This window comes from Nocardia sp. NPDC051981, from assembly GCF_040680715.1.
In the GTDB taxonomy this organism is placed as follows: Bacteria; Actinomycetota; Actinomycetes; order Mycobacteriales; family Mycobacteriaceae; genus Nocardia.
The window spans coordinates 1-18614 of sequence record NZ_JBFAXK010000043.1 but is presented as its reverse complement, the minus strand read 5'-3'; the positions used below and the strand labels follow the sequence as shown (position 1 = coordinate 18614).

Sequence of the window (18614 nt, the reverse complement as noted above, 5' to 3'; positions counted from 1 at the left end):
ATGCCGACGTAGAGAGGATCGACGTGAGCGACGAGCGGGACACTCGCCACGAAGATGGCGATGACACCGCCGCGGTGGCTCGGCCGAGCGGCAAGCGGTCCGCCCGGCGCACACGCGCCGCGTCGTCCAGCGCCGTCGCGACGATCGATCGACCGTCGGACTCGGCCAAGGCAACCACCAAGCAGTCCGGCAAGGACAAGAAGGCCGGGCGAGGCGGAACGGGAAATCCGTTCAAGCGCCTGGTGAAGTTCCTCAAGGAAGTCATCGCGGAACTTCGCAAGGTCATCTGGCCCAACCGCAAGCAGATGGTCACCTATACGAGCGTTGTCCTGGTGTTCGTGATTTTCATTGTCGCGTTCATCAGCGGGTTGGATCTGGCGTTCATCAAGGGTGTCAGCTGGCTCTTCGGCTAGGCGGCACGATGACCGCGTCTGACCGTCGCGGCCGGTGACCGGCCCCCGGGCAGAGGCGGGGAGCGGGACCATCCGCCGGGCGTTTTGTCCGGCGCGCAGAGGATTACGTGACGACTAAGGAAGCGAGTGCCCCAGTGAGCACCCCGGAGAACGGCACAACCGAGGAATTCCCGGTGGATGACGCGGTGATCGAAGAGACCACCGCGGACGTCGAAGACGACGCTGAGGGCTTCGCCGACGAGGCCGAGACTTTTGCCGCCGACGCGGAGGCGGGCGAGTTCGCCGCCGACGCCGAGGAGGACGAGCCCGCCCGCCCCGCCGCCGAGCTCTCCGATGAGCCGGCCGACCCGGTCGCCGAGATGACCGCCGCGCTCCGGCGTGCGCCCGGTGACTGGTACGTCGTCCACTCCTACGCCGGCTACGAGAACAAGGTGAAGACCAATCTCGAGACCCGCGTGCAGAACCTCGGTCTCGAGGACTACATCTTCCAGGTCGAGGTGCCGACCGAAGAGGTCACCGAGATCAAGAACGGCCAGAAGAAGAACGTCAACCGCAAGGTGCTGCCGGGCTACATCCTGGTCCGCATGGAGCTGAACGACGAGTCCTGGGGCGCGGTGCGCAACACCCCCGGTGTCACCGGTTTCGTCGGCGCCACCTCGCGGCCCTCGCCGCTCACCATTCCCGAAGTGGTGAAGTTCCTGGTCCCGGCCGCGCAGCAGAAGAAGGCCGCCCCGGCCGCCGCCGCTGCCGCCGCCGCGGCCCCCGGCGAGACCCCGATCGTGAAGCCGGTCATCGAGGTCGACTTCGAGGTCGGCGAGTCGGTGACCGTCATGGACGGCCCCTTCGCCACCCTCCCGGCCAGCATCTCCGAGGTCAATGCCGAGCAGCAGAAGCTCAAGGTGCTGGTCTCGATCTTCGGCCGCGAGACTCCGGTCGAGCTGGCCTTCACGCAGGTCGCCAAGATTTAAGTGCGTCAGGGCGGTGGCCCGGTCCGCTCCCGGGCCGGTGTCACCGCCTTTTTCGCGTTCGCATAGACTTGACGGGTTGTGCCGCGGGCGTCCGCGCCCGGGCGCACGGTCCGGAGAAGGCTTACGGGAATCCGTAAGGAACCTAACCCAAGGAAGAAAGATGCCCCCGAAGAAGAAGAAGGTCGCTGGGCTCATCAAGCTCCAGATCCAGGCCGGCCAGGCCAACCCGGCTCCGCCGGTCGGTCCGGCGCTGGGTCAGCACGGCGTCAACATCATGGAGTTCTGCAAGGCGTACAACGCGGCGACCGAGTCGCAGCGTGGCAACGTCATCCCGGTCGAGATCACGGTCTACGAAGACCGCTCGTTCGACTTCAAGCTGAAGACGCCGCCCGCCGCGCGTCTGCTGCTGAAGGCCGCCGGGATCCAGAAGGGCTCCGCCGAGCCGCACCGCAACAAGGTCGCGCAGATCACCATGGACCAGGTCCGTGAGATCGCCAAGACCAAGCAGGAAGACCTGAACGCCAACGACATCGACGCCGCGGCGAAGATCATCGCTGGTACCGCCCGCTCGATGGGTATCACCATCGCGGAGTAAGGGCTTTCGAGCTCTTGTGGAAGGGACCGCCTGTCCCGCACCACTTCTGACTTAGACAAGGACAGAGAATCATGGCAAAACGAAGCAAGGCTTATCTCGAGGCGGCCGCCAAGGTCGACCGCGCCGCGCTCTACGCTCCGCTGGCCGCCGCGCGCCTGGCGAAGGAGACCGCGACCACCAAGACCGACGCGACCGTCGAGGTCGCCGTCCGTCTGGGCGTCGACCCCCGCAAGGCCGACCAGATGGTCCGTGGCACCGTCAACCTGCCGCACGGCACCGGTAAGACCGCCCGCGTCATCGTGTTCGCGGTCGGCGACAAGGCCGCCGAGGCCGAGGCCGCCGGTGCGGACGCCGTGGGCGCCGAGGACCTGATCGAGCGCATCCAGGGCGGCTGGCTGGACTTCGACGCCGCGATCGCCACCCCGGACCAGATGGCCAAGGTCGGTCGTATCGCTCGCGTGCTGGGCCCGCGTGGCCTGATGCCGAACCCGAAGACCGGCACCGTCACCCCCGATGTGACCAAGGCCGTCAACGACATCAAGGGCGGCAAGATCAACTTCCGCGTCGACAAGCAGGCCAACCTGCACTTCGTGATCGGCAAGGCTTCCTTCGACGAGAAGAAGCTGGCCGAGAACTACGGCGCCGCGCTCGACGAGATCCTGCGTGTCAAGCCCTCCACCGCGAAGGGCCGCTACGTCAAGAAGGTGACGTTCTCGACCAACACCGGACCGGGCATCCCGGTGGATCCGAACCGCACCCGTAACTTCGCCGAGGAAGACTGATTCCTCGACGCGGTAACGCGTAGCAACGCATGAAGCCCGAAGGGCCGGTACGAATCTCGTACCGGCCCTTCGCTTTTGCGAAGAAGAACAACAGCGGACGGGCAGGATGTCACCCCCGTTTTGGCGTAACGATGCTGGTCCGCTATATTGGACGACGGTCACCGGCCCGTTCGGTGATCACCCCCAAATCGTTCTACCGAAGACCGTTGGTTGCTGCCGTCAGGCGGCTGAAGGTCCGGCGATATTGCCGGCGGCCCACGCAGGGAGAGCCGAGGTCGGGAAACCCGCGAGACATCGCGATTGTTTCTTGTGCGCCCCGGGACCACCTTGCGTCCGGGGCGTTTGCTTTGTCGCCGGCCCCTGTGGCGGAACTCGGTAGTTCATACGAGATCCGACCATCCAGAGAGGAGGCGAAGTATGGCAAAGGCTGAGAAGGTCACCGCGGTTGCGGAGATCACCGAGCAGTTCAAGTCGTCCACCGCGACTGTCGTCACGGAATACCGTGGCCTGTCCGTCGGCAAGATCACTGAGCTGCGTCGTGCCCTCGGCGCGAACGCTACCTACTCCGTCGCCAAGAACACCCTGGTCAAGCGCGCTGCCGCCGAGGCGGGCGTGGAAGGCCTGGATGACTTGTTCGTCGGTCCGACCGCCATCACCTTCATTACGGGTGAGCCGGTCGACGCCGCGAAGGCGCTGAAGGCGTTCGCCAAGGACAACAAGGCGCTCATCATCAAGGGCGGCTACATGGACGGCGCCGCGCTGTCCGTGTCCGAGGTCGAGCGCATTGCCGACCTGGAGTCGCGCGAGGTGCTGCTGGCCAAGCTGGCCGGCGCGATGAAGGGCAACCTGTCGAAGGCTGCCGGGCTGTTCGCCGCCCCGGCCTCGCAGATCGCCCGCCTGGCCGCGGCCCTGGAGGAGAAGAAGCGCGCCGAGGGTGGCGCCGCCGAAGCTCCGGCCGCAGACGCCGAATAAGTCACTACCCCAAACCTCTTCGTCGCCGTTCGCACGGTGACGGAACTACCGAAAGGAAATATCAATGGCCAACGTTGATGAGCTGCTCGAGACCTTCGCCGGCATGACCCTGCTGGAGCTGTCCGAGTTCGTGAAGGCGTTCGAGGACAAGTTCGAGGTCACCGCCGCTGCTCCGGTCGCCGTCGCCGCGGTCGCCGGTGGCGCTGCCCCGGCCGAGGCTGCCGAGGAGCAGGACGAGTTCGACGTCATCCTCGAGGGTGCCGGCGACAAGAAGATCCAGGTCATCAAGGTCGTGCGCGAGATCGTCTCCGGCCTGGGCCTGAAGGAAGCCAAGGACCTGGTCGAGGGTGCCCCGAAGCCGATCCTGGAGAAGGTCGCCAAGGACGCCGCCGAGGCCGCCAAGGCGAAGCTGGAAGAGGCCGGCGCCAAGGTTTCCGTCAAGTAAGACGGACCTGTGGCGGGGCACAGCCCCGTGCCGCGTTGATTGTGAAAAGGGTGGTTCCCATTGGGGGACCGCCCTTTTCGCGTATTGTGCCGTCGTGATTGGGGCGTAATCGACAATTCGATAAGAATGTAGCTACCGACCAGTCAGGTCCCGGTGTCCGAGACGGTGTATATGCGATACAGTGACCGGACCTACTGTGATGCGCCACACCGCGCGAATTTTGTGGCCCGTAGTCACACGTAGTGCGCTCGTCGGAGAAAGTGGAGGTTGGCGTGGGCGTCGAGGTCAGAACCGAAGGCATCACGAAGTCGTTCGGTTCGCAGCGTATTTGGCAGGACGTCACGCTGACGCTGCCGCCGGGGGAAGTCAGCGCATTGCTCGGCCCGTCGGGTACCGGTAAGTCGGTCTTCCTGAAGTCGTTGATCGGTCTGCTGCGCCCGGAGAAGGGCTCGATCTACATCGACGGCACTGACATCACGACCTGTTCGAACAAGGATCTGTACGAGATCCGCAAACTGTTCGGTGTGCTGTTCCAGGACGGCGCGTTGTTCGGGTCGATGAACCTGTTCGACAACACGGCCTTCCCGTTGCGCGAGCACACCAAGAAGAGCGAATCCGAGATCAAGAAGATCGTCATGGAGAAGCTCGAGCTGACCGGTCTGCTCGGTGCCGAGGGCAAGCTGCCCGGTGAGATCTCCGGTGGTATGCGCAAGCGTGCCGGCCTGGCTCGCGCGCTGGTGCTGGACCCGCAGATCATCCTGGTCGACGAGCCCGACTCCGGTCTGGATCCGGTTCGCACCACCTATCTGTCGCAGCTGCTGATCGATATCAACGCGCAGATCGACGCGACGATCCTGATCGTCACGCACAATATCAACCTGGCCCGTACGGTGCCGGACAACATCGGCATGCTGTTCCGCCGCAACCTGGTCATGTTCGGTCCCCGTGAGGTGCTGCTGACCTCGGAGGAGCCGGTGGTCAAGCAGTTCCTCAACGGCCGTATGCAGGGCCCGATCGGTATGTCCGAGGAGAAGGACGAAGCCCAGATGGCCCGCGAGCAGGCCATGTTCGACTCGGGTCACCACGCCGGTGGCGCGGAGGAGATCGAGGGCATCATCCCGCAGATGCGGGCGCAGCCGGGCATGCCGGTGCGTGGCGCTGTCGCGCGGCGTCGCGAGCGGGTCCGCCAGATCATGCATACGCTGCCGCCGGCGGCCCAGGAAGCCATTCGCGAGTCGATGTCGCAGAACGGCGACGAGGCCGACACGCAGGTGATGCCCGCCTATCAGGGTGGCTACGACGCCACGGTTCGACAGAACCTGACTAACGGGTAACATACGCGGCGTGAATCCCACCCTGACGCGACTGCGCACCCCGGTCGAGTCGGGACTTGCCCAGGCCGGCAACATATTCGCACTCTTCCTGGATGTGTTCCGGAAGACATTCCGCCGGCCCTTCCAGTGGCGGGAGTTCATCGAACAGTCGTGGTTCATCGCGAGTGTCTCGATCCTTCCCGCCGCTCTGGTGGCAATCCCGTTCGGCGCCGTGGTGGCCCTGCAGACCGGCTCGCTCATCAAGCAGCTGGGGGCGGAGAACTTCACCGGCGCGACCAGTGTTCTGGCCACCGTGCAGCAAGCTGCACCGGTCGTCACCGCGCTGATCATCGCCGGCGCCGCCGGCTCGGCCGTGGCCGCCGATCTCGGCTCGCGCACCATTCGCGAGGAGATCGACGCCATGGAGGTACTCGGCATCGATCCCATCCAGCGCCTCGTGGTTCCGCGCGTGCTGGGCATGATGCTGGTGGCCTTCCTGCTCAACGGCCTGGTCTCGGTTGTCGGCATCTGTGGCGGCTACTTCTTCAACGTCGGGCTGCAGGGCGGCACCCCGGGCGCGTACCTCGCGTCCTTCTCCGCCCTCGCGCAGATCCCCGACCTGGTCATCGGCGAGATCAAGGCCCTGATCTTCGGCGTGGTGGCGGGCGTGATCGCCGCCTACAAGGGCCTGCATCCGAAGGGGGGACCGAAAGGAGTGGGTGACGCGGTGAACCAATCCGTAGTGATCACGTTCCTCGTTCTGTTCTTCCTGAATCTGATCCTCACCCTGATCTACCTTCAGGTCGTCCCCGCAAAGGGCGCGTGATCCATGGTTGTTTCGCAGCGCACCACCGTCTTCTCCCGGTCGGCGCGCCGGGTCAGACCGGCGCTCATGGCGCCGGTCGACCTGGTCGACAAGGCCGGCGATCAGATGTCGTTCTACTCCCGGGCGATCGGTGCGATCCCGAAGACGATCGTGCACTTCCGCAAGGAGGTCATGCGGCTGCTGGCCGAGGTGACCTTCGGATCGGGCGCCCTCGCGGTCATCGGCGGCACCATCGGCGTCATCGTGTTCATGTCGGCCTCGGTCGGTGTGGTCGTCGGCCTCCAGGGCTTCAAGGCCCTCGACGCCCTGGGCTCCGGTGTCCTCACCGGCTTCCTGACCGGGTACATCAATACCCGAGAGCTCGCGCCACTGGTCGCGGCACTGGCACTGTCGGCGACGGTCGGCTGTGGTTTCACCGCGCAGCTGGGCGCCATGCGGATCTCCGAGGAGATCGACGCGCTCGAGGTGATGGCGGTGCCGTCGGTGCCCTTCCTGGTCACCACGCGCGCCATCGCAGGCTTCCTCGCCGTGATTCCGCTGTACGTGGTCGGCCTGCTGGGCACCTACCTGGCCTCGCGGATGATCAGCATCTACTTCAACGGGCAGTCCAGTGGTTCCTATGACCACTACTTCAGTCTGTTCCTGCCACCGGAGGACGTGCTCTATTCCTTCGTGAAGGTGCTCGTCTTCGCGTTCGTGATCATCCTGGTGCACTGCTACTACGGCTACAACGCCAGCGGTGGTCCCGCGGGCGTGGGTGTGGCCGTGGGCCGCGCGGTGCGCGCCGCCATCGTGCTGATCAACGTGCTCGATTTCTTCCTGTCCCTGGCGATCTGGGGTACGACCACGACGGTGCGGGTGGCCGGATGAGCAACCCGCAGCGTGTGCAGTTCTGGCGTTCCACCGAGAAACTGCGCAGCCGTACCCTCGGCGTGCTCTTCTTCGTGCTGGTGGCGCTGTTCCTGTGGACCACCATCGCCATCTACAACAAGCAGTTCGTGGACACCGTCCGGGTCAACCTGATCACCGACACCGTCGGAAACGCGCTGACCCGCAACGCGGATGTGAAGGTCCGCGGCGTCACCGTCGGCGAGCTGCGGTCGAGCTCCTACGACGGCAAGAACGTCACGCTGGATCTGGCCATCGACCCGGGCAAGGCCGACAAGATTCCGTCCAATGTGACCGCCCGCCTGCTGCCCAAGACGCTGTTCGGTGAGCGCTACATCGATCTGGTGTGGCCGGAGAGCCCGCAGGGCCATCTCACCGCGGGCGTGACCCTGCGCCAGGACACCAGCGGCAACGCCGTCGAGGTGAGCCAGCTGCTGGACCACATCCTGCCGCTGCTGCAGGCGATTCCGCCGCAGTACCTGTCCTCCACGCTGGGCGCGCTGTCCAACGCGCTGCAGGGGCAGGGCGAGGAGCTGGGCAAGACCATCGACCGGCTCGACGACATCGTCACCCAGGTCAACGGTGAAATGCCGACGCTGCAACAGGATCTGAAGAGCCTGGCCGACGTGGCGACCACCTACGCCGATGCCGCGCCCGAGCTGGTGTCCGCGCTGGACAACCTGCGCACCACCAATGCCACCATCGTGCAGAAGCGCTCGCAGGTCGACACCCTGCTGGCGACGCTGACCCCGAGCGCCTCGACCACCGCCGACTTCCTGGTGGCCAACCGCGACAACATCATCGACGTGGCGGCGGACTCGCGGCCCGCGCTGGAGGCGCTGGCCAAGTACTCGCCCAGCTACAGCTGCGCGCTGGCCGGTTTCGCGGAGCTGAAGCCGCGCATCGACCAGATCTTCGGCAAGGGCACCAACCTGCCGGGCTCGCGCGTGACCGTGCAGATCGTGAATCCGCGCGGTCGCTACGTGCCCAATCAGGACGAGCCGCGCTGGTTCGACCCGCGTGGACCGCTGTGCATTCCGATGTACCCGCCGTTCACCGACCCGGGCCAGTACACCGACGGTTCCGCCAATGACGGTTCCTACCAGCCGCCGAGCCGTAATCCGGGTGACCAGAACATCGGCCGCATGCCGGAGCCGCAGTACAAGGTGTACGGCCCGCAGGCGCCGACCACCGCCTACTCGCCGCAGGAGGCCCAGGCACTGGGTGCGATCTACGGTGCGGCACACGGAGTTTCGCCCGAACAGGTGCCCACCTGGGTGACCAAGATCGCCGCCCCGGCCTTCCGCGGCAGTGAGGTGAGCGTCAAGTGAAGGATCTGCTGCGCGGCCTCGGGCCGACGCTGACCAAACTGATCGCCTTCATTCTCGTCACGGTCTTCCTGACGGGTGTGCTGGCGCTGACCATCGCCAACTACGGTGGCGGCGGTACCAAGTTCTATGCCCGGTTCACCGATGTGACCTCCCTGAACAAGGGCGACGAGGTACGCGTGGCCGGTGTCCGGGTGGGCAAGGTGACCAATGTGTCCATCGTGGACAAGCGCCTGGCCAATGTGGAATTCGAACTGACCGACCGGGATTGGCTGCCCGCCTCCACCACCGCGACCATCAAGTACCGGAACCTGGTGGGCCAGCGCTACATCGCGCTGGAGCAGGGCACCGGCCAGCAGGGCCGCAAGATGAACAAGGGCTCGACCATCCCGCTGGAGCGCACCAAGCCGGCGGTCAATCTCACCGAGCTGTTCAACGGCTTCCGGCCGCTGTTCCAGACGCTCACCCCCGAGGACGTCAACAAGCTGTCGTCCGAGATCATCCAGGTCTTCCAGGGCGAATCCGGCACCATCGCGGACCTGGTGGCCAATACCGCCTCGCTCACCAACAAGGTGGCCGACAAGGACGCGGTGATCGGTGAGCTGATCAAGAACCTGAATGCTGTGCTGGACAGCATCAATTCGCGTGGCGACCAGCTCGACCAGCTGATCGTCAATACCGAGGCGCTGGTCACCGGGCTGAACGCCGATCGCGGCACCATCGGCTCGGCGGTCACCTCGCTCGGCAACCTGGCCTCGGCCACCGCCGACCTGCTGGTCCCGGTGCGGCCGAACCTGCAGGGCGCCATCGCCGGTCTGAACCAGCTCACCGGCACCCTCAACGACCGCAAGGACGAGGTCGACGAGGGCCTGACCAACCTGCCGATCAAGATGGAGAAGCTCGGTCGCGCGGCGTCCTACGGCTCCTGGTTCCAGTTCTATCTGTGCGGCATCGACATCGTCGCCGGACCGGGCATCAAGGACGCGCCGCAGCTGAACTTCCCGCCCGCACTGCAGAACATGCCGACTGTGAACCAGCCGATCTACACGAATCCGGCCCCGCGCTGCCATGGGAAGGGAGGCCGCTGATGGACGACCGCGCTGTATTGGGCAAGCGCAGTCCGGCGTTCATGGGTGGGCTGGGCCTGATCCTGGTGCTGCTGGTGACCCTGTCCGCGTTCAATCTGGACAAACTGCCGATCATCGGGGCCGGCATCAAGTACACCGCCGAGTTCTCCGAGGCCGCGGGCCTGAAGAAGGGCAACGAGGTGCGCATCGCCGGCGTCAAGGTCGGCGCGGTATCCGATGTCCGCCTCGACGGCGACAAGGTGCTGGTGGACTTCCGCACCCAGGACGCCTGGATCGGGGACGAGTCCACCGCCTCGATCCAGATCAAGACCCTGCTCGGGCAGAAGTACCTGGCGCTGGATCCCAAGGGCACCAAGGTCCTGAACCCCTCGGACCGGATTCCGCTCTCGCGCACCGTGTCTCCCTACGACGTGGTGGACGCGTTCAGCGACGCCGCCAAGAACATCGAGCAGACCGACACTGCGCAGCTGGCGAAGAGCTTCACCGTGCTGTCGGACGCCTTCTCGGCCACCCCGCCGGAACTGCGCAGCTCCATCGACGGCGTCGCCCGGCTCTCGGAGACCCTGGCCAAGCGTGACGATCAGCTCAAGAAGCTGTTCGCGGCCACCAAGACCACCACCAAGGTGCTGGCCGACCGCAACCAGGAGTTCGAGCGGCTCATCTCCAACGGCGGCGAGCTGCTGGCCGAGCTGAACGTGCGCCAGCAGGCCATCCACCAGCTGCTCACCGGCGCGAAAACCGTTGCGGCGGAACTGACCGCACTGGTCAAGGACAACGAGGCGCAGATCGGCCCGGCGCTGACCAACCTCAACAAGACCATCGACCTGCTCAACGACCACCAGGCCGACCTGTCCAAGACCCTCACGCTGGCCGCGCCCTTCTACGGGCTCTACTCCAACGTGCTGGGCAACGGCCGCTGGTTCGACGCGGTCATCACGAACCTGATTCCGCCCGCGCTGCCGGACATCCCGGGTGACCGCCAGCCGATCCGAAAGATGGGAGGTTAACTCGTGGCGAGCAATCCGCTGTCCGCCCTGCGTGGCGCCAGCACCAAGAGCAAGATCATCGCCGGAGTGACCGTCCTGGCGGTGGTGCTCGCGGGCGTCGCGTGGTGGAGCTTCGATCGGCTCAACACCACCACCATCACCGCGTACTTCGACAAGTCCATCGGCATCTACAAGGGTTCCGACGTGCGCGTCCTGGGCGTGCCGGTGGGCCGGGTGGATTCGGTGGACCCGCAGGGCGACGTGGTCAAGGTCGTCATGAAGGTCGACCGCAGCTACGACATCCCCGCCGACGCCAAGGCCGCCCAGATCACCCCCTCGGTGGTGTCGGACCGGTACATCCAGCTCGCGCCCGCCTACAAGGGCGGACCGAAAATGGCCCGCAACGCCACCATTCCGAAGGATCGCACCGCGACCCCGGTCGAGGTGGACCGGCTCTACAACAGCATCACCGAACTGTCGAAGGCACTCGGCCCGGAGGGCGCCAACAAGCCCGAAGGCGCCACCGGTGAAGGCGCGCTGAACCAGCTGGTGCGCACCGGCGCGGCGAACCTCGCCGGCAACGGCGACGCGCTGGGCAACAGCTTCACCCAGCTGTCCAAGGCCGCGCACGCGCTCTCCGATTCGCGCACGGACATTTTCGACACGGTCAAGAACCTGCAGACCTTCGTGCAGACCCTGGCCGACAACGACGCGCAGGTACGGACCTTCAACACCCAGCTGGCCTCGCTGGCCGGGTTCCTGTCCGACGAGCGCCAGACCCTCGGCCAGGCGCTGAACCTGCTGTCGGTCGCGCTCGGCGACGTGGCCCGGTTCATCGACAACAACCGGGATCTGGTGCAGTCCAACGCCGATGCGCTGACCAAGCTCACCCAGACCCTCGCCGACCAGCGCGACGATCTGGCCAAGGCGCTGCCGCTCATCCCGACCGCGCTGAGCAACCTGATCAACGTGCACAACGGTGAGTCCGGCACGCTCGACATGCGTCCCAACTTCACCGACCTGCAGGATCCGTTCGGCGTCATCTGCAAGATGCTGGACCTGGGCAAGCTGCGGCCCGGCGACCCCAAGTTCGACGCCATCTCGCGTCAGCTGCAGCCGATCCTGAACAACTGCAAGGTGATCACCGATCAGCTCACCGCGGGCGTGAAGACACCCTCGCTGGTGCTGCCCTTCGGCATCCTCAGCGGCGAGAACGAGCAGCACAACACGGTCCCCGGCACCGTCCCCGGCACTCCGTCCGACCAGCTGCCGCCGTCGCAGCAGGAAGGTGGGCAGCGATGAGCGCCAACCGGATTCGCGACGGCCGGGTCCGGCGCACCGCCCTCCTGGCCACCTCGCTGGGCGCGGTGACGCTGATGGCGGCCGGCTGCGGCGCGGACAGCATTCCGTTGCCCGGCGGCCCGAACATCGGCAAGCACCCGCTGCACCTCGACATCCGCTTCTCCGACGTGCTGGACCTGGTCCCGCAGTCGTCGGTGAAGGTCGACGGCATAGCCGTGGGCCGGGTCGACAAGATCCGCATCGCCCCCGACAACGCCTGGGAAGCCAGCGTGCAGGTGCTCGTCGACGACAGCGTGAACCTGCCCGCCAATGCCCACGCCGAGGTCAAGCAGACCAACCTGCTGGGTGAGAAGTACATCGAACTGTCCGCTCCCGCAAAGGACGCCGATTCCGCGCGGCTGAAGGACGGCGCCAAGATCCCGGTCGAGAACACCCGCACCGCCACCGAGGTGGAGCAGGTGCTGGGCGCGCTGTCACTGCTGCTCAACGGCGGTGGCGTGGCGCAGCTGCAGCCGATCGTGGTGGAGCTCAACAAGACTCTGGGCGGCCGCGAAGGCAAGGTCCGGGACCTGCTGAGCCAGGCCAACACCCTGATCAAGGGCCTCGACGACCAGGTCGACAACATCACCCGCGCGCTGGACAGCCTCGACACGCTGACCAGCCGGGTGGCGCAGCAGACCACCCAGATCTCCAAGATCCTCGACGAGCTGCCGGGCGGCATCAAGATCCTCAACGAGCAACGGCCGCAGCTGATTCAGCTGCTGGGCCAGCTGGATCGGGTGGGGCAGGCCGGATTCGACGTGCTGAACAAGTCCAAGGACAACCTGATCACCGACCTGTCCTCGCTGCGGCCCACGCTGCAGGCGCTGGGCGCGTCGGCGGGTGACCTGGTGACCGCGTTCCCGCTCATCCCGACCTACCCGTTCCCGGACGAGGCCATCAAGTCCGCGTTCGGCGGTCAGGTCAACACCTGGCTCTCGGTGGACCTGCAGATCGGCACCCTGCTGTCGAATCTCGGTGTGGGCAAACAGGATCCGCAGTACCTGCCGCCCGCGGGCCGCCAGGTCAACGTGGATCCGACCAACCCGTACTACAACGGCAACGGGCCGCGCGGCGGCTGGCCGACCGTCTCGCTGCTGCCGCTGCCGCCCACCGTGGTGCGGCCGATCGGGCAGCCGGGACCGACCGATCCGCTGGGATCGATTCTCGAGCAGCTGGGAGTGGGTGGTCCGCGATGACTCGTCTGGTGCGTAATCAGCTGATCGCCTTCGCGGTCATCGCGGTGCTCGGCGTCGTGTTCGTCGGCGCCAAGTACGTGCGGCTGGACAATATGCTCGGCTTCGGGCTGTACAAGGTGAAGGTGGAGGCCGCCGAAACCGGCAACCTGTCCAAGGGCGCGGAGGTCACCTACCGCGGTGTTCCCGTGGGCCGGGTCGGCGACCTCGACGTCACCCCCGACGGCGTGCTCATCACCCTCGAGATGAACTCCGGCAAGCCCAAGGTCCCCGCCAATGCCAAGGCGGTGGTGGCCGACCGCTCCGCCATCGGTGAGCAGTACGTGGACCTGCAGCCCACCAGCGCCGGCGGGCCGTACCTGAAGGACGGCTCGGTCATCGTCGGCGCGCAGCTGCCCGTCCACGTCGAGGAACTGCTCACCAGCGTGGACCACTTCGCCAGCACCACCGACCTGAAGGCGCTGTCCACCACCATCACCGAGCTGGGCAAGGCGTTCGACGGCAAGGGTGACGACCTCAAGATCCTGATCGACTCGCTCAACAAGTTCAGCGCCACCGCCAGCGGTGACAACCTGCAGCAGACCCTGGCGCTGATCCGCTCGGCCCGCACCGTGCTGGGTACCCAGGCCGAGCAGTCCCCGGCGATCCTGCAGTTCAGTGACGGCCTCGACAAGCTCACCGCGCAGCTGAAGTCCAACGACCCGGATATCCGCCGCCTCATCGGCACCGGCACCGACGCGGGCTCCGCGATCCAGCACCTGCTGCAGGAGAGCGGCCCGGCGCTGACCAAGGACCTCACCAACCTGCGCACCCTGCTGCTGGCCATCTCGCCGAAGTTCTACGCCCTCGGCCCGGTACTGCAGATGCTGCCGCTGCTGCCGCTGGGCGGCTCGTCCACCGCACCCGGTGACGGCACCACCCACTTCGGCCTGGTGCTGGAGACCAATAACCCGCCCGCCTGCACGGTGGGATACGAAGGCACACAACGGATTCTGGACCAGATGAAGGCCCAGAACCCCAACTTCGACGACACCCGCGACGACTTCCCGCTCAATACCCAGGCCGGGTGCGCGGTGCCGCAGGGCAGCGAGACCGATGTCCGCGGCGCCAGTCGCGCGGAGCTTGCCGACCCCAGCGTCGGGCAGCCCTGGGACGACAAGCCGAAGTACGACCCGGACAAGCTCAACCTGAACCCGGTGGCCACCCAGCTGGCCACGCTCATGGGCGTCACGCCCAAGCACTGACCGAGCTGCCCGGCACGCTCCGGCAGCGAGATGGCACACGGTCCCGACCAGGGCGCGAAGAGAGGAAAGTATGGTGGCGGCGTGAGTCAGCACAAGGACAGCGAATCGGGGGCGAACCTCGAGAAGCCGGCAACCCCGCCGGTTCCCGAAACAACCCCGGACGCGTCCTCGGCGGACGTCGCGCCGGAGCCGGCCGCATCCGAGACGGAGTCGGCCGAGCCGGCCGCCGTGCCGGAGTCGGCCGAATCCACCGCTGAGCCGGCCACCGTGCCGCACGAGCCCACCGAGCCGGCCGCTGTGCCGGACGAGCCCGCTGAGCAGGTCGCCGAGCTGCCACCGACATCCGGCGCGGCCGGCTCGGACCCGCGGAAGCTCGTCACCGTCGGCGCGGCCGCGCTGCTGGTGGTGTCCGTGATCGCCGCCGCCGTGGTCGGATTCATCTGGTTCGGTGACGCCAAGGACAGCTCCCGGGCCGATGCCCGCGACGCCGTCCTGACCGACGCCCGCCAGGCCGCCGTCAACCTCATGTCCATCAACCCGGACAACATCGACGGGTCGCTGGCGAACATCCGGTCATCCATGACCGGCGAGCTGCTCAAGCAGCAGGAGGACGGGCAGGACCAGCTCAAGCAGACCGCCCAGGACTCCAAGACCCGCATCGAGGCCGCCGTCGAGGGCATCACGGTCACCGCACTCAACAGTGAGCTCGACCACGCCTCCGCCTTCGCTGTCCTGAAGATCACCCGCAGCTGGCCCGGTGGCCAGCCCGCGTCCTTCCGCCAGCTGTGGACCCTCGACCTGGTCAAGGTCGGCAGCACCTGGAAGGCCGAGAAGGCGCAGAACCTCGGCGAGCCGGTGCCCCTGGGCTCGGCCGCGCCGCAGCAGGGCGCGCCACAGCAGCCGACTTCGACCCAGCCCACCCCCAAGCCGGGCAACTAGGAGGGAGTGACCATGGCCAACCGGAAACGACCCGTCAACCGCGTCACCCCGCGCCGCCCGGCCGCCCAGCGCGGCACCGCGTCGCGCACCACCGCCGCCGACGTCCAGGCCGGGAGCACCGAGCGGAAGACCACGAGCGCCCGGTCCACCTCCGAGCGTTCGGATCGGACCGCGCCGCGCACCACCCCGCCACGCGGTCCGAGTCTGTCCAAAGACAGTGCCCCGCAACAGTATTCCAAGCCGACCGGCCAGGGCGGATTTTGGCGCGACTGGGGTGTCGCCGCGGTGTGCGCAGCGCTCTCCGCGCTACTGCTGGCCTTCGCGATCGCCGGTGCCGTGCATCACTGGGTGAGCAAGCCCGATTCGGACTCGGGCAATCTGGCCTACGTCGACAACAAGGCCACCGACGAGGTGAAGGCCGCTGGCGACCACGCGCTGACCACGCTCTACGGCTACAAGGCCGCCGAGATCGACAAGTGGAAGGCCTCGGTCAACTCGGTGCTCACCGACAAGATGCAGAAGGACTTCGCCAAGTACGTCGACACCACGGTCGAGACCATCAAGCAGACCCAGACCGACACCGACGTCAAAACCGATCCGATCGGCGTGACCCTTCTCACCGGCGACCGCGCCGAGCTTCTGGTGAACCTGAACATCTCCGCGGTCAAGGATGGCAAGCCCGAACCGCTCGCCTCGGGTCCGATCGTGCTGCGCATGCAGAAGGTCGGCGGTCACTGGCTGGCCGCCGACATCACCGACAAGTAAGCGCCTCCCGCCGTCGGATGCCGGTGTCTTTCCGGCATCGCACGACGTCGGAAGGTGATCTTGTAGGGGGACAGGCGATCTCGCGATTTGTCAACTCGGGCCGCCACTTGACGAGTTTCGTCCGACCCGTCACGCTATTCACAACAGCGGCGGCTGTCACAGGGGACAGAACGCCGGCGAGGGCCTTGCGAACGCAGCCAGCGGACTTGCGGCCCGGCCGGAAAACCGTGTGGAGACCGTCACTCGGCTGTGGTGATATCGGCGTTCTGATCGCCGGGATATCGACACGGACACACCGGGGCGAAGATGCCGCCCACGGATCGCCACGGGTGGTACTTTGACACCCCCGTAGGTTTGGGTGTAGTTTTGGACGTTGCGCTGGCTGCCTCCTGTCCATACCTCGATCACATCACGAAAGTTCCACCTTCCGGTGTTACTTCCGCTGTTTGCTGTTCGGGTTTCGTTCGGGTCGTAACCAGCGGAATTCGTAGCAGACAAGCGACGGTCGCGGACCACCACGCGACGCGCGTGAGGTGCTGGAAGGACGCATCTTGGCAGTCTCCACCCAGACCAAGGCCGGTATCCCCGGAGCCCCGAAGCGGGTGTCTTTCGCGAAGATTCGTGAGCCCCTGGAGGTTCCCGGACTTCTCGATCTACAAACCGAATCGTTCGCCTGGCTGGTCGGTTCAGCAGACTGGCGTGAGCGTGCCACCGCGCGCGGCGACGTCACCGATCCCGTCGGGGGCCTCGAGGAGGTGCTCGAGGAGCTGTCTCCGATCGAGGACTTCTCCGGCTCCATGTCGCTGTCCTTCTCCGACCCACGCTTCGAAGAGGTCAAGGCCTCCATCGAGGAGTGCAAGGACAAGGACATGACCTACGCGGCGCCGCTGTTCGTGACCGCGGAGTTCATCAACAACAACACCGGTGAGATCAAGTCTCAGACGGTCTTCATGGGTGACTTCCCGATGATGACCGACAAGGGCACGTTCATCATCAACGGCACCGAGCGCGTCGTCGTGTCGCAGCTGGTCCGTTCCCCGGGCGTGTACTTCGATGAGTCGATCGACAAGTCCACCGAGAAGACGCTGCACTCCGTGCGTGTCATCCCGTCGCGCGGCGCGTGGCTGGAGTTCGACGTGGACAAGCGCGACACCGTCGGCGTCCGCATCGACCGCAAGCGCCGGCAGCCGGTCACCGTGCTGCTCAAGGCGCTGGGTATGACGACCGAGGAGATCACCGAGCGCTTCGGCTTCTCCGAGATCATGATGTCCACCCTCGAGAAGGACTCCACCCCGGGTCAGGACGAGGCGCTGCTCGACATCTACCGCAAGCTGCGTCCGGGCGAGCCGCCGACCAAGGAGTCCGCGCAGACCCTGCTGGAGAACCTGTTCTTCAAGGAGAAGCGCTACGACCTGGCTCGCGTCGGTCGCTACAAGATCAACAAGAAGCTCGGCCTGAATCTGGACAAGCCGGTCACCGGTTCGACGCTGACCAAGGAAGACATCGTCGCGACGATCGAGTACCTGGTCCGCCTGCACCAGGGCGATCGCCTGATGACCGCCCCCGGCGGCTCCGAGGTCCCGGTCGACGTCGACGACATCGACCACTTCGGCAACCGTCGTCTGCGGACGGTTGGCGAGCTGATCCAGAACCAGATCCGCGTCGGTCTGTCCCGCATGGAGCGCGTCGTGCGTGAGCGCATGACCACCCAGGACGTCGAGGCGATCACCCCGCAGACCCTGATCAACATCCGCCCGGTCGTGGCGGCGATCAAGGAGTTCTTCGGCACCTCGCAGCTGTCGCAGTTCATGGACCAGAACAACCCGCTGTCGGGTCTGACCCACAAGCGTCGTCTGTCGGCGCTGGGCCCGGGTGGTCTGTCCCGTGAGCGCGCCGGCCTGGAAGTTCGTGACGTCCACCCGTCGCACTACGGCCGCATGTGCCCGATCGAGACCCCGGAAGGCCCGAACATCGGCCTGATCGGCTCGCTGTCGGTGTACGCGCGGGTCAACCCGTTCGGTTTCATCGAGACTCCGTACCGCAAGGTCGTGAACGGCCGCGTCACCGATGAGGTCAAGTACCTGACCGCCGACGAGGAGGACCGCCACGTTCGTGCGCAGGCCAACTCTCCGGTGGACGCCGACGGCAACTTCCTCGAGGACAAGGTGCTCGCGCGCCGCGGCAACGAGGAGATGGAGTTCGTCGCGCCGACCGAGGTGTCCTTCATGGACGTCTCGCCGCGCCAGATGGTGTCGGTCGCGACCGCCATGATTCCGTTCCTCGAGCACGACGACGCCAACCGTGCCCTCATGGGCGCGAACATGCAGCGTCAGGCCGTGCCGCTGATCCGTTCCGAGTCGCCGCTGGTCGGCACCGGCATGGAGCTGCGCGCCGCCGTCGACGCCGGTGACGTGGTCGTGAACCAGAAGGCCGGTGTGGTGGAAGAGGTTTCGGCCGACTTCATCACCGTGATGCACGACGATGGCACTCGCCGCAGCTACCGGCTGCGTAAGTTCGAGCGTTCG

18 protein-coding genes are annotated in these 18614 nt (G+C 66.2%); all 18 read left to right on the top strand.

The window, feature by feature from the left end; translation table 11 throughout:
* Nucleotides 1–23: 23 nt before the first annotated feature.
* Nucleotides 24–413: a preprotein translocase subunit SecE gene (gene secE / locus AB0L60_RS40455; protein ID WP_364625575.1), complete on the top strand. Its 390-nt coding sequence runs from the start codon at nucleotides 24–26 to the stop codon at nucleotides 411–413.
* Between the two features lie 134 nt (nucleotides 414–547).
* On the top strand, nucleotides 548–1381 hold the full coding sequence (nusG, locus tag AB0L60_RS40450; RefSeq protein WP_354850765.1) for a transcription termination/antitermination protein NusG: 834 nt from the start codon (nucleotides 548–550) through the stop codon (nucleotides 1379–1381).
* Between the two features lie 160 nt (nucleotides 1382–1541).
* Nucleotides 1542–1976, top strand: coding sequence for a 50S ribosomal protein L11 (gene rplK, locus AB0L60_RS40445; RefSeq protein ID WP_326305986.1), 435 nt, complete (start codon nucleotides 1542–1544; stop codon nucleotides 1974–1976).
* 71 nt (nucleotides 1977–2047) lie between these two features.
* On the top strand, nucleotides 2048–2758 hold the full coding sequence (gene rplA, locus AB0L60_RS40440; protein WP_040862030.1) for a 50S ribosomal protein L1: 711 nt from the start codon (nucleotides 2048–2050) through the stop codon (nucleotides 2756–2758).
* A 417-nt stretch (nucleotides 2759–3175) separates the two neighbouring features.
* Nucleotides 3176–3730, top strand: a complete 555-nt coding sequence (rplJ, locus tag AB0L60_RS40435) for a 50S ribosomal protein L10 (protein WP_354850760.1) — start codon at nucleotides 3176–3178, stop codon at nucleotides 3728–3730.
* A gap of 64 nt (nucleotides 3731–3794) precedes the next feature.
* On the top strand, nucleotides 3795–4175 hold the full coding sequence (rplL, locus tag AB0L60_RS40430; protein ID WP_354850757.1) for a 50S ribosomal protein L7/L12: 381 nt from the start codon (nucleotides 3795–3797) through the stop codon (nucleotides 4173–4175).
* Nucleotides 4176–4447: 272 nt separating this feature from the next.
* Nucleotides 4448–5509: an ATP-binding cassette domain-containing protein gene (locus AB0L60_RS40425; protein ID WP_364625567.1), complete on the top strand. Its 1062-nt coding sequence runs from the start codon at nucleotides 4448–4450 to the stop codon at nucleotides 5507–5509.
* Between the two features lie 10 nt (nucleotides 5510–5519).
* Nucleotides 5520–6314: an ABC transporter permease gene (locus AB0L60_RS40420; protein WP_354850753.1), complete on the top strand. Its 795-nt coding sequence runs from the start codon at nucleotides 5520–5522 to the stop codon at nucleotides 6312–6314.
* 3 nt (nucleotides 6315–6317) lie between these two features.
* Nucleotides 6318–7184, top strand: coding sequence for an ABC transporter permease (locus AB0L60_RS40415; RefSeq protein WP_364625563.1), 867 nt, complete (start codon nucleotides 6318–6320; stop codon nucleotides 7182–7184).
* Nucleotides 7181–8533 (top strand): MCE family protein, encoded by a 1353-nt coding sequence (locus AB0L60_RS40410; protein ID WP_364625560.1) that lies wholly within the window; start codon nucleotides 7181–7183, stop codon nucleotides 8531–8533. Before AB0L60_RS40415 ends, AB0L60_RS40410 begins: the two co-directional genes overlap by 4 nt.
* 8 nt (nucleotides 8534–8541) lie before the next feature.
* Entirely contained in the window at nucleotides 8542–9618 is a 1077-nt protein-coding gene (locus tag AB0L60_RS40405) for an MlaD family protein (protein ID WP_364625621.1), read from the top strand.
* On the top strand, nucleotides 9618–10625 hold the full coding sequence (locus AB0L60_RS40400; protein WP_364625557.1) for an MCE family protein: 1008 nt from the start codon (nucleotides 9618–9620) through the stop codon (nucleotides 10623–10625). The genes AB0L60_RS40405 and AB0L60_RS40400 overlap by 1 nt, the downstream gene beginning before the upstream one ends.
* A 3-nt stretch (nucleotides 10626–10628) precedes the next feature.
* Nucleotides 10629–11906, top strand: coding sequence for an MCE family protein (locus AB0L60_RS40395; RefSeq protein WP_364625554.1), 1278 nt, complete (start codon nucleotides 10629–10631; stop codon nucleotides 11904–11906).
* Complete coding sequence (locus AB0L60_RS40390) at nucleotides 11903–13144, top strand: MCE family protein (RefSeq protein WP_364625551.1); 1242 nt, start codon at nucleotides 11903–11905, stop codon at nucleotides 13142–13144. Before AB0L60_RS40395 ends, AB0L60_RS40390 begins: the two co-directional genes overlap by 4 nt.
* Nucleotides 13141–14385 (top strand): MlaD family protein, encoded by a 1245-nt coding sequence (locus AB0L60_RS40385; protein ID WP_364625548.1) that lies wholly within the window; start codon nucleotides 13141–13143, stop codon nucleotides 14383–14385. The genes AB0L60_RS40390 and AB0L60_RS40385 overlap by 4 nt, the downstream gene beginning before the upstream one ends.
* Nucleotides 14386–14466: 81 nt before the next feature.
* Nucleotides 14467–15324 (top strand): hypothetical protein, encoded by an 858-nt coding sequence (locus AB0L60_RS40380; RefSeq protein ID WP_364625545.1) that lies wholly within the window; start codon nucleotides 14467–14469, stop codon nucleotides 15322–15324.
* Nucleotides 15325–15336: 12 nt separating this feature from the next.
* A complete protein-coding gene (locus AB0L60_RS40375) occupies nucleotides 15337–16089 on the top strand; it encodes a hypothetical protein (RefSeq protein WP_364625542.1) in 753 nt (250 codons plus the stop codon).
* A 533-nt stretch (nucleotides 16090–16622) separates the two neighbouring features.
* Nucleotides 16623–18614, top strand: a 1992-nt coding sequence (locus AB0L60_RS40370) for a DNA-directed RNA polymerase subunit beta (RefSeq protein WP_364625539.1), incomplete at its 3' end; no start/stop codon positions are given.